Below are 12,230 nucleotides of genomic sequence, written 5' to 3' on the forward strand. Positions count from 1 at the left end.
CATGCGTCCCCGGCAGCGGATGCGTACTTTACGCACGAACCGCCGTGAGGGCAAGGGCTTTTTCAAGAGATTGTCATTCTCGGGACATACGGGTGACACCTCGGCTCTGCCTTACTCCCCCCTCCTCATACTGCTTCTCTTTTCTTCTTGTCCTCGTCGCGCCGTTGCTTGCTGACATCTTCTCCTGGCCAGAAACGCATTCGGCCCCGCCAGGAATGGCGGGGCCGAATATCGATCATCACACTGCTGGCAGCTGACGCTTACTTGTTGCCGCGCAGCTTGCGCCCCAGCGCCATGATCGGGCCACTGGCGACATAGCAACCGAACAGGCCCAGCAGCATCACGGACGGCTCCAGCGAGATGACCACGAAGGCCAGCACGATGGCGAGTAGCGCCACGAAGGGCACCGGCCCCTTGAGGTCGATCTCCTTGAAGCTGTAGTAGCGAATGTTCGACACCATCAGGATACCGGCAGCCGCGACCACGAAGACCATCAGCGACTTGAAGGCGAAGGTCTCGGCGTCGAAGTTGTGCATGGTCCATACGCAGCCGGCCACGAGTGCCGCCGCTGCCGGACTCGGCAGACCGATGAACCACTTCTTGTCGGTGGAGCCGATCTGGACGTTGAAGCGCGCCAGACGCAGCGCAGCGCCTGCCACGTAGACGAAGGCGGCGATCCAGCCGATCTTGCCGACATCCTGCAGAATCCAGCTGAAGGTGACCAACGCCGGCGCCACGCCGAAGGACAGCATGTCCGCGAGGCTGTCGTACTCGGCACCGAAGGCGCTCTGGGTGTTGGTCAGGCGTGCCACACGACCATCCAGGCCGTCGAGCACCATCGAGACGAAGATGGCGATGGAGGCGTTGGCAAACTCCCCGTTCAGCGCACACACCACAGCGAAGAAGCCGGAAAACAGAGCGGAGGTGGTGAACAGGTTGGGCAGCAGATAGATGCCACGCCGACGAACGGGCTTGCCGTCCTCGATGGCTTCTTCCACGACCTCGCTGTCGTCGGTGAACTCCTCCACTACCTTGTCCAGCACTGAACTGCTGCGGCGTGTCTGTGCTTCGGGGGCTTCTTCTGCGCCGGGATGTCGATTTTCGTCAGTCATGGGATTCCTTGCATCATGCCTCGTCGTGGCAGGGTAACCACATTCTACACCTGCCAATGAGCGCGAATAGTGGTGACACCCTAGCGGCCTCACCGTCGACTGTCACTTCCCTCTCCCATTCGATAGCGCTTATAGAGCAACAACGCAAGCGGGGCGCCCTCCTGATGGAGAGCGCCCCGCTCATTTCACGCCGGATCCAATAGCCAGGATCAGTTGCGTGACTTGTCGACCAGCTGGTTGGCAGTGATCCACGGCATCATGCCGCGCAGCTTCTCACCAGTCTGCTCGATCGGATGCTCGGCGTTCTGGCGACGACGGGCCGTCATGGACGGGTAGTTGGTGTTGCCTTCCTGGATGAACATCTTGGCGTATTCACCGCTCTGGATGCGCTTGAGTGCATTGCGCATGGCGACACGGGACTGCTCGTTGATGACTTCGGTGCCGGTCACGTACTCGCCATACTCCGCATTGTTGGAGATGGAGTAGTTCATGTTGGCGATACCGCCTTCGTACATCAGGTCGACGATCAGCTTGAGCTCGTGCAGACACTCGAAGTAGGCCATTTCCGGCGCGTAGCCCGCTTCGGTCAGGGTCTCGAAGCCCATCTTGACCAGCTCGACAGCGCCACCACACAGGACAGCCTGCTCGCCGAACAGATCGGTTTCGGTCTCGTCCTTGAAGGTGGTCTCGATGATGCCGGTACGACCGCCGCCGACGCCTGCCGCGTAGGACAGTGCGATGTCCTTGGCCTGACCAGTCGCATCCTGGTGGATGGCGATCAGGTCCGGGATACCGCCGCCCTTCACGAACTCGGAACGCACGGTGTGACCCGGTGCCTTCGGCGCGATCATGATGACGTCGAGGTCAGCACGCGGAACGACCTGGTTGTAGTGGACGTTGAAGCCGTGAGCGAAGGCCAGGGTCGCGCCCTGCTTCAGGTTCGGTTCCACCTGGTTCTCGTAGATGGCCTTCTGGTTCTCGTCCGGCGCCAGGATCATGACCAGGTCGGCAGCCTTGACCGCTTCCTCGACTTCAGCAACCTTCAGGCCAGCCGCTTCGGCCTTGGCCCAGCTGGAGGAAGAGCGACGCAGGGCTACGGTGACGTCGACGCCGGATTCCTTCAGGTTGTTCGCGTGGGCGTGGCCCTGGGAACCGTAACCGAGGATGACCACTTTCTTGCCCTGGATGAGGGAGAGGTCACAATCCTTGTCGTAATAGAGTTTCATCGTCATTGCTCCTGGCGGCTCACCCCGTCAGCGGGATGGCGTGAGATCTTGAAAGAGTGTCTGTTGTTCTTGCGACCCTTCCCGCAAGGGAAAGGCGTATGACAGTGTCCAGCGCCGACGGCCATCTGTCTCGGCCGCTCTGCGTCCTGGGGAGGTCGTGCGCCTTGGATCAAGGTCTGCCGTCCTCCTCCTGCGCGGCGATGAGTCCACCTTACCTGCACCTCGACATTGCGTAAAATGCTATATTTGCACCATCATATGCCATATTGCGCAACACAAGGCATTTCCCTCTACAGCACTCACCGACAGCGGACTCCGGCATGGACAATCGTCAACTCAAGCAATTCCTGACCCTCGCCGAAACGCTGCATTTCGGGCGCGCCAGCACTGCCTGCCACCTGAGCGCCTCTGCCCTGTCACGCGCCATCCGGGCCATGGAGGAAGAGCTGGGCGTCAGCCTGTTCGAGCGCGACAACCGCAGCGTCGCGCTGACACCGGCGGGGGAACGCTTCCGTCGTCATGCTCGCGAACTCCTGAGTCAGTGGGATGACATTCGCCAGTCACTGCTGGAAGACAGCGATGAGCTGCGCGGCGAGCTCTCCCTGTATTGCTCGGTGACCGCCAGCTACAGCTTTCTCTACGAGATTCTGGCCACCTTCCGTGCCCGCCATCCGCATGTGGAGCTCAAGCTGCATACCGGCGACCCCGCCGTGGCATTGGAGCGTGTCCTGATGGGGCACGAGGACCTGGCGATCGCCGCGCGCCCCGACGTGCTGCCTTCCCGTCTCGCCTTCACCGACTTCGCCGAGTCGCCACTGCGCTTCATTGCCCCGCGTCGTGATGGCCCCGGCCAGCAACTGGAAGGCATCGGCGAGGCGGACGATTCGGCGGCGGGCGACGACCACATCGACTGGACGCGCGTGCCGATGATCCTGTCGGAGACCGGCCTGGCGCGCGAGCGCTTCGATGCCTGGTGCCACACACGCGGCATCAAGCCTCGCCTGTATGCCCAGGTCGCCGGCAACGAGGCCATCGTCAGCATGGTCGGACTGGGCTTCGGGATCGGCGTGGTGCCGCAGATCGTGCTCGACAATTCGCCGCTGGCCGATCAGGTGCGCATCCTTGATGTCGATCCGCCGCTGACCCCCTACAAGGTCGGCCTGTGCGTACAGGAAAAACGCCTGCGACATCCGCTGGTGCGCGCGTTGTGGGAGCAACTGCCCGGCTCGCCGCAGCGCCCCGCTGACTGATACCTGATAGCGAGCCAACGAAAATGGCGCAGCAACGAAAACGGCGCCCCGAGGGGCGCCGTTCTTGTCTTGCGATTCCACCACCACCGTCTTACAGGCTCAACACCTTCTCACCGCGAGCGATGCCGGAGACACCGGTACGTGCCACTTCCAGCACGCCCACCGGCTGCATTGCCGCCAGGAAGGCATCCAGCTTGCCACCGTCGCCGGTGATCTGGATGGTGTAGAGGCTCGGCGTGATGTCGACGATCTGGGCACGGAAGATGTCCGCCGTGCGCTTGATCTCGTCACGCTGGGCGCCCAACGCCTTGACCTTGACCAGCATCAGCTCGCGCTCGATGTGGCTGCCCTCGGTGAGATCCACCAGCTTGACCACATCCACCAGCTTGTTGAGGTGTTTGGTGATCTGCTCGATGACGCGATCTTCACCGACCGTGGTGACGGTCAGACGGGACAGGGTCGCGTCTTCAGTCGGGGCCACGTTGAGGGTCTCGATGTTGAAGTTGCGCTGTGAAAACAGGCCGACGACCCGTGACAGCGCGCCCGGTTCGTTTTCCATCAGAATGGAGATGATATGGCGCATCAGGTCCGCTCCGTCTTCGTAAGCAGCATGTCACGCATGGAGCCGAGAGGCACCTGCATCGGGTAGACGTGTTCACGCGGGTCGACATAGATGTCGAGGAACACCAGCTCGTCCTTGTTGCGGAAGGCTTCTTCCAGCGCAGGCTCGAGCTCCTCCACCGTGTGCACCTTGATGGCACGGAAGCCATAGGCGCCCGCCAGCTGCACGAAGTCAGGCAGCGACTCCATATAGGAATGCGAGTGACGGGACTTGTAGTTCAGGTCCTGCCACTGACGCACCATGCCCAGCGACTGGTTGTTGAGGTTGATGATCTTGACCCCGATCCCGTACTGCTTACAGGTCGAGAACTCCTGCATCATCATCTGGAAGCTGCCTTCACCGGTGAACAGCACCACATCGTCTTCCGGGTAGGACATCTTGATGCCCATGGCCGCCGGGAAACCGAAGCCCATGGTGCCCAGACCACCGGAGGTGATCCAGCGGTTGGGACGCTGGAACTTGTAGTACTGGGCGGCGAACATCTGGTGCTGACCGACATCGGTGGCAACGAAGGCTTCACCACGCGTCGCACGGTGCACGGCTTCCACCACCTGTTGCGGCTTGAGCGGCTCACCCGGGGCGGACGGCTCATACAGCTTGCCTTCACGCTCGGCACGCCAGCCATCGATCTGGGACCACCAGGCCTCCAGTGCATCAGGATTGGCCAGCTCGCGACCCTGCACGAGGCTGATCATCTCGTTGATCACGGCATCGGCCGGACCGACGATCGGCACATCGGCGCGCACGGTCTTGGAGACCGAGCTCGGATCGATGTCGACGTGGATGATCTTGGCCGTCGGGCAGAACTTCGAGGTGTTGTTGGTCACGCGGTCATCGAAGCGCGCACCGATGCAGATGATCAGATCGGTGTGGTGCATGGCATTGTTCGACTCGTAGGAGCCGTGCATGCCGGGCCAGCCCAGACACTGCCGATCGCCCTGCGGGTAGGCACCGATGCCCATCAGCGAGGTGGTGATCGGGAAGTTGAGGCGGCGCACCAGGTCAGTCAGCGCTTCGCTGGCACGCCCGGACACCACACCACCGCCGGTGAAGAACAGCGGGCGACGTGCCTTGAGCATCAGCTCGACGGCTTTCTTGATCTGGCCACTGTGGCCACGGGTGACCGGGCTATAGGAGCGCATGCGTACCTTCTTGGGGTAGCTGTACTCATAGCGTTCGGTCGGGGCGGTCATGTCCTTCGGGATATCGATGACGACCGGCCCCGGGCGACCACTGGAGGCCAGATAGAAGGCCTTCTTGATCACCTCGGGAATCTCGCTCGGGTGCTTGATCGAGAAGCTGTGCTTCACGATCGGGCGAGTCACACCGACGATGTCGGTTTCCTGGAAGGCGTCTTCACCGATCAGGTGGCTGGCGACCTGACCACACAGCACGACCATGGGGATCGAGTCCATGTAGGCCGTGGCGATACCGGTGACGGCATTGGTCGCGCCCGGGCCTGAGGTGACCAGCACCACACCCGGCTTGCCGGAGGCGCGCGCGTAACCATCGGCGGCGTGGGTCGCGGCCTGCTCGTGACGGACCAGAATGTGCTGGACCTTGTCCTGGCGGAACAGGGCGTCATAGATATGCAGCGCCGCCCCACCGGGATAGCCGTAAATATATTCCACGCCCTCGTCATGCAGGGCGCGGGCGATCATGTCAGCGCCGGAAAGCAATTCCACTTGGTTATTCTCCCCTGGAGGTCTCGAGTGCGTCCGGCGGCAATGCGCAAGCCGGATCGAGTGCGACCTGAATGTCGCTACCGCAGAAATTGCGGCACCTGATGCCAAACCCTGGCGTCTGCGGCCCGGTTAGGGCCTGCACTCTTATCACATCGGTTGGATGCGGTCGGGGCTGATGGCCGGTCGGTACGGTTGGCGTACCCGGACCGGCGTATCCTTTGACAGGCGGACAGCGACTCAGCGTCTGTCCTTCACGCGGCGCTTCGAGGGTCGCCCGAATGGCCGCGCCCGCAATCAGGAATGGTCAAGAGTCCAACAGCCGCAAGGGGCTGTCAACTCAACCTTACGCCAGTGTGCGCCGCCTGCGCCAAATGCCACACCGATAACAACGAATCCGGCCATAAGCGTGCGTAAAACCTCACCAATGGCGATAAATTCGCAATTTTCTGCTTCGTGAATTTCAGCCTGCCTCACACCGGGTTGTCTTTTTGCGCCCGGGCGGCAGACACCAAAACGCCCCACCGCAAGCGGAAGGGCGTGCTTCCGTCACGGTGGGGCGTCACTCACGGGCGCACGAATCAGCGCGTGAAGGTCAGCTCCCCGCCCTCTTCGCCGACATGGATGACGTCACCGGGCATGAAGTCACCGCCCAGCAGAGCCTGGGCCAGCGGGTTCTCGATGCGGCTCTGGATGGCGCGCTTGAGCGGGCGAGCGCCATAGACCGGATCGAAGCCGGCCTTGGCCAGCAATGCCATCGCCGGGTCGGTAATCTCGAAACCGAGATCGCGCTCGGCCAGACGCGCCTTGAGACGCTCAAGCTGGATGCCCGCGATGGAGGCGATCTGCGCCTGTCCCAGCGCATGGAACACGACCACTTCATCGATGCGGTTGATCAGCTCCGGGCGGAAGTGATTGCCGACGACTTCCATCACCGCCGTCTTCATGTCGTCGTACTGGAAGGCCGCCTTGCGCTCGGCACGCTCATCGGCGCTTTCCGTACTGCCCTCGCCTTCCGCCAGCTCGCCATTGAGGCCGCTCATGCGCTGGATCATTTCCGAGCCCAGATTGGAGGTCATCACGATCACGGTGTTGCGGAAGTCGACGGTGCGCCCCTGACCATCGGTCAGGCGGCCATCTTCCAGCACCTGCAGCAGGATGTTGAAGACATCCGGATGGGCCTTCTCGACCTCGTCGAGCAGCAGCACGGAGTACGGCTTGCGGCGCACGGCCTCGGTCAGATAGCCGCCCTCTTCATAGCCGACATAGCCGGGAGGCGCGCCGATCAAGCGGGCCACGGAGTGCTTCTCCATGAACTCGGACATGTCGATGCGCACCATCGCCTCTTCGGTGTCGAACAGGAAGTTGGCCAGTGACTTGCAGAGCTCCGTCTTGCCGACACCGGTCGGGCCGAGGAACAGGAAGGAGCCGTTGGGACGATTCGGGTCCGACAGCCCAGCGCGTGAGCGACGCACCGCATTGGACACCGCGATCACCGCCTCGTCCTGGCCGATCACCTTCTCGTGCAGCGCCTCTTCCATGCGCAGCAGCTTGTCACGCTCGCCTTCGAGCATCTTGGCGACCGGAATGCCGGTCCAGCGCGAGACGACCTCGGCAATCTCCTCCTCGGTGACATTGGAGCGCAGCAGCACGTGGGCGGAGGTATCCGCCTCGCCTTCGCCGGCTTCGCTGATCTGCTTCTCGAGTCCCGGAATCACGCCGTACTGCAGTTCCGACATGCGGCTGAGGTCGCCGGCGCGGCGCGCCTGCTCCAGATCGATACGCGCCTGCTCCAGCTCGGCCTTGAACTGGGCCGCGCCCTGGATGCTGGACTTTTCGGCCTTCCAGACTTCATCGAGGTCGGCGTATTCCCGCTCCAGCTCCGAGATCTGGTCCTCAAGCGCCCCGAGGCGCTTGAGCGCCGCCTCGTCGGTTTCCTTCTTCAGCGCTTCACGCTCCATCTTGAGCTGGATCAGGCGGCGGTCGAGACGGTCCATCTCCTCCGGCTTGGAATCCAGCTCCATGCGGATGCGTGACGCGGCCTCATCGATCAGGTCGATCGCCTTGTCCGGCAGCTGGCGGTCCGTGATGTAGCGCGATGACAACCGCGCGGCGGCGATGATGGCACTGTCGGTGATGTCGACCCCGTGATGCACCTCATAGCGTTCCTTCAGGCCACGCAGGATGGCGATGGTGTCTTCCTCGCTGGGCTGGTCGACCTGCACCTTCTGGAAGCGGCGCTCCAGCGCGGCGTCCTTTTCGATGTACTGACGATACTCGTCAAGCGTGGTGGCACCGACACAGTGCAGCTCGCCACGCGCCAGCGCCGGCTTGAGCATGTTGCCGGCATCCATCGCGCCTTCGGCCTTGCCCGCGCCGACCATGGTGTGCAGCTCGTCGATGAACAGGATGACCTGGCCTTCTTCCTGCGCCAGCTCCTTCAGCACCGACTTGAGGCGCTCCTCGAATTCGCCGCGGAACTTGGCCCCCGCCAGCAGCGAGCCCATGTCGAGAGACAGCACGCGCTTGTTCTTGAGACCTTCCGGCACCTCGCCATTGACGATACGGCTGGCCAGCCCTTCGACGATGGCGGTCTTGCCGACGCCGGGCTCACCGATCAGCACCGGGTTGTTCTTGGTGCGACGCTGCAGCACCTGGATCGTGCGGCGAATTTCCTCATCGCGCCCGATCACCGGATCGAGCTTGCCGTCCCGCGCGCGCTCGGTCAGATCCAGGGTGTACTTGTTGAGCGCTTCACGATTGTTCTCGGCATCGGCGTCACCCACGGCTTCACCACCGCGCAAGGCATCGATGGCGGAGGTCAGAGCGGGCTTCTTGATGCCCGAGGAGGTGAACAGCTTGCCGAGATCACCGCCCAGCTCCAGCGCGGCCAGCAGCGCGAGCTCGGAGGCGATGTATTGATCGCCGCGCTTCTGCGCTTCACGATCGGCCAGATTCAGAAGCTTGCCGAGGGCCTGCGAGGGCGCGACATTGCCGTCGAACTGGGACACGGTGGGCAGGTCATCCAGCTGGCGCTTGAAGCCACTCATCAGGCTGGTGGCATCGCCGCCCGCCTTGTTGACCAGTGCCTTGAGGCCGCCATCGCGGTCTTCCAGCAGAGCCAGCAGCAGATGCTGCGGGTAAATTTCATTGTGGCCTCGCCCGACGGCGAGCGACTGGGCATCCGCCAGAGCGTTCTGCAGCTTGCTGGTGAGTTTGTCGATGCGCATGGTGCCTTCTCCTGAGAGTCATGGCGGTACTCCTTTTCTCAGGAGCTTCGCCTGTAACATTTCGTATCTGACTCTCAAGATGGGGGCTGGCGCACGGCTTTCAAGGCAGGATTCGCCGCGCTGCAGCATGTTGTGGCATTTGCCTGATCCAGGTCAGATTCCCGCCGCCACGACGACGACCCGCCGCCCCCGCCGGCCATCATCTTTGCCAGACACAGAAACGCCCCGCCAACCTGAGACATCAGGTTGGCGGGGCGTTTGTGGGTACTGCATGTCGAGCTGGCGGAATGCGCTGATCCAAGTCCCGATCAGAGATTCCTCATCAGCCCCTCAGCGCAGCCAGATCACCGTGGCGAGGCGTCCGGTCACGCCATCATCCCGCCGGTGGGAATAGAAGCGGGATTCAGAAGCGGTACAGAAGTGGCCGCCACTGACATGACCGACCCCGGCACGCTCGAGACGCAGGCGTGCCAGCTTGTAGAGATCACCCATGTAGTGACCGAGCCGGTAGGGGCTGGCCTCGAAGGCATCATCGGCCTCGGGCAGATCCGCGATGAAGGCATCACGCACCTCGGGGCCGACCTCGAACTGCGCATTGGAGATCGCCGGGCCCAGCCAGGCCATCAGCTCGCCGGGGTCATCACCGAGACGCTCGATGGTGGCTTCCAGCACGCCTTCGACCAGCCCGCGCCAACCCGCATGCGCCACGCCGACGCGCGTGCCCTGCCGATCACAGAACAGCACCGGCAGGCAGTCCGCCGTCATCACCACACAGGCCTGCCCGGTGCCGGTACTGATGCAGGCATCCGCCCGTGGCGGCGCATCCGGCCGGTCCTCGCCATGGCAGACATCGAAGGCATCCACCACCTGAGTGCCGTGCACCTGATCCAGCCACGCCAGCGGACGGCCATCATCGACCTCCGCGGCGAGCAGCTCACGCACCTGCGCCACCATCGCCGGGTCATCGCCGACATGCAGCGCCGGATTGAAGCCGGCATACGGCCCCTGGCTGGGGCCGCTCTCACGCGTGGTCACGAAGGCCTGCACCGGGCTCGGCGCGGGCCAGTCCGGTAGTATCAGGGTCGGGCGTAGACTCTCGTCGTGCATAACCTCTCCTTGTGCGGCGTGTCGCGCGAGCCTGCCGCCTCAGCGAGCGATGTCTTCCTTGAGATAGTCGATCAGCACCAGCATGTCGCCCGGCATCTCGGCGCGGAATTCGACTTCCTTGCCCGTGATCGGGTGGATGAAGGCGAGACGACGGGCATGCAGTGCCTGACGCGGGAACTGACGCAGCAGCTCCTTGAGCGGGTCACTGGCCCCCGGCGGCAGCTTCAGACGCCCGCCGTAGACCGGGTCTCCGACCAGCGGATAGCGCTGGTGCGCCATATGCACGCGAATCTGGTGGGTACGCCCGGTTTCCAGCTTGCAGCGGATATGGGTGTGACCCCGGAAACGCTCCACCACGCGGAAGTGGGTGACCGCCGGCTTGCCACTGTGAGTGACGGCCTGACGCTTGCGGTCCTTGGGGTGACGCCCGATGGGCGCATCCACGGTGGCACCGGAGGTCAGCACGCCCGTGACGACGGCATCGTACTCGCGCGACACGGTACGGGCCTGCAGCTGCTCGACCAGGTCCGCCTGGGCGGTCAATGACTTGGCCACCACCATCAGGCCGCTGGTGTCCTTGTCGAGACGGTGCACGATGCCGGCACGCGGCATCATGGAATTGCCCGGACAATGATGCAGGATGGCGTTGAGCAGCGTGCCATCGTGGTTACCCGCGCCCGGGTGCACGACCATGCCGTGCTCCTTGTTGATGACCAGCACGTCGTCGTCTTCATAGACGATCTCGAGTTCGATATCTTCCGGCTCGTGGCTGACTTCTTCTTCAAGCTCGGCGGTCAGGGCCAGACGTTCACCGCCATAGACCTTCTCGCGGGGTTTGACGGCGGCACCGTCGAGGGTCAGCGCACCGGTCTTGATCCAGTGCTTGAGACGCTCGCGGGAATAGTCGGAGAAGATCTCGGCGCAGGCCTGATCAAGGCGCATGCCAATCATCGCCTCCGGGATCCGCTCTTCGCGGTTGATGGTGTCTGCCATATTGCTCTCTGAGGCCGTTTCGCACGAAAGGGCCTTTGCTTTATAGTGAGTGCGGATCGGCGGATTCTAGCATGCCCGCCATGGATTGCCCGAGATGAGGAAACCGATGCGCGCCCTTCCCTTGACTGCCCTCGCCCTGGCCAGCACCTTGCTGGCTGGCTGTGCGTCCAACGAGCCGGCACCGGATCTTCAGGAGCAGGACCTGTATCGTCAGGCCCAGGTTTCCCTGGATACCAGCCGCTTCAACTCCGCTGTGCAACAACTTGAAGCCCTGGATACTCGCTTCCCGTTCGGCAGCTACGCCGAACAGTCGCAGCTGGAGCTGATCTACGCCTATTATCAGGTCGACAACTGGGAGGCGGCACGCGCCGCGGCCAGCCGTTTCATTCGCCTGCACCCCGATCACCCGCAGGTCGATTATGCCTACTACATGCGTGGACTGGCAGCGTACAGCGCGGGTCGTTTCAGCCTGGAATCCCTCGATCTGATCGATATTTCCAAGCGTGACCTGGGCGCGACACGCGATGCCTATGTCGACTTCGGTGAGCTGGTACGTCGCTTCCCCAACAGCACCTACGCGGCAGATTCCCGTCAGCGCATCATCTATCTGCGCAACGTACTGGCGCGCGGCGAGCTGCAGACAGCCGATTTCTACCTGCGCAAGCAGGCCTATCTGGCTGCCGTGAAGCGTGGCGAGTGGGTCATTGAGCACTACCCTAACACTCCTGCCACCCGCGATGCGCTGGCCGTGATGGTCGAGGGCTATCTGGGCCTCGGTCTGCGTGACCGTGCCAGCGAGACGCTCAAGGTGCTGATCCAGAATGATCCGGACAACGAACGTCTGGATGGCCGTACCTTCGAGCCGCGTTACGTGAAGGCTGACGACCTGACGGTCTGACGACCGGCAGGCGTCACCATCGAAAAGCCCGTGATCATCGATCACGGGCTTTTTCGTGCTGCCAGCATGGCCAGAATCGTTAGATTCAGGCGTTTTCAGCGTCTTGCGCA

General features: G+C 62.9%; 9 protein-coding genes. 2 read left to right on the top strand and 7 right to left on the bottom strand.

The genetic code is table 11. The features are described from left to right. Positions 1-260: 260 nt before the first annotated feature. Positions 261-1,112 (bottom strand): CDP-diacylglycerol--serine O-phosphatidyltransferase, encoded by an 852-nt coding sequence (gene pssA, locus MSG32_RS16980; RefSeq protein ID WP_043337235.1) that lies wholly within the window; start codon positions 1,110-1,112, stop codon positions 261-263. A gap of 209 nt (positions 1,113-1,321) precedes the next feature. Next, a complete protein-coding gene (ilvC, locus tag MSG32_RS16985) occupies positions 1,322-2,338 on the bottom strand; it encodes a ketol-acid reductoisomerase (protein ID WP_043337232.1) in 1,017 nt (338 codons plus the stop codon). Between the two features lie 320 nt (positions 2,339-2,658). Between ilvC and ilvY the strand changes: the two genes are divergently transcribed. Beyond that, complete coding sequence (gene ilvY / locus MSG32_RS16990; protein WP_043337230.1) at positions 2,659-3,588, top strand: HTH-type transcriptional activator IlvY; 930 nt, start codon at positions 2,659-2,661, stop codon at positions 3,586-3,588. A gap of 91 nt (positions 3,589-3,679) precedes the next feature. Here the strand turns inward: ilvY and ilvN are convergent, their stop codons facing one another. The 5 genes from ilvN to rluD all read right to left on the bottom strand — a co-directional run bounded on the left by ilvN (position 3,680) and on the right by rluD (position 11,222). Then, positions 3,680-4,171, bottom strand: a complete 492-nt coding sequence (gene ilvN / locus MSG32_RS16995) for an acetolactate synthase small subunit (RefSeq protein ID WP_043337227.1) — start codon at positions 4,169-4,171, stop codon at positions 3,680-3,682. Continuing rightward, positions 4,171-5,895 carry an acetolactate synthase 3 large subunit gene (locus MSG32_RS17000; protein WP_043337225.1) on the bottom strand — a complete coding sequence of 575 codons (1,725 nt, stop codon included), beginning with the start codon at positions 5,893-5,895 and terminating at the stop codon, positions 4,171-4,173. The genes ilvN and MSG32_RS17000 overlap by 1 nt, the downstream gene beginning before the upstream one ends. Before the next feature lie 578 nt (positions 5,896-6,473). After that, complete coding sequence (gene clpB, locus MSG32_RS17005; RefSeq protein ID WP_248380976.1) at positions 6,474-9,122, bottom strand: ATP-dependent chaperone ClpB; 2,649 nt, start codon at positions 9,120-9,122, stop codon at positions 6,474-6,476. 330 nt (positions 9,123-9,452) lie between these two features. Next, positions 9,453-10,229, bottom strand: a complete 777-nt coding sequence (gene pgeF / locus MSG32_RS17010; protein WP_153636652.1) for a peptidoglycan editing factor PgeF — start codon at positions 10,227-10,229, stop codon at positions 9,453-9,455. Between the two features lie 39 nt (positions 10,230-10,268). Then, positions 10,269-11,222 (bottom strand): 23S rRNA pseudouridine(1911/1915/1917) synthase RluD, encoded by a 954-nt coding sequence (gene rluD / locus MSG32_RS17015; RefSeq protein ID WP_054556942.1) that lies wholly within the window; start codon positions 11,220-11,222, stop codon positions 10,269-10,271. A gap of 106 nt (positions 11,223-11,328) precedes the next feature. On the opposite strand from rluD, the gene MSG32_RS17020 reads away from it, so the two are divergent. Further along, positions 11,329-12,120 carry an outer membrane protein assembly factor BamD gene (locus MSG32_RS17020; RefSeq protein ID WP_107335861.1) on the top strand — a complete coding sequence of 264 codons (792 nt, stop codon included), beginning with the start codon at positions 11,329-11,331 and terminating at the stop codon, positions 12,118-12,120. The last annotated feature ends 110 nt before the right edge of the window (positions 12,121-12,230 follow it).

It is taken from the genome of Cobetia sp. 1CM21F, assembly GCF_023161745.1.
In the GTDB taxonomy this organism is placed as follows: Bacteria; Pseudomonadota; Gammaproteobacteria; order Pseudomonadales; family Halomonadaceae; genus Cobetia; species Cobetia amphilecti.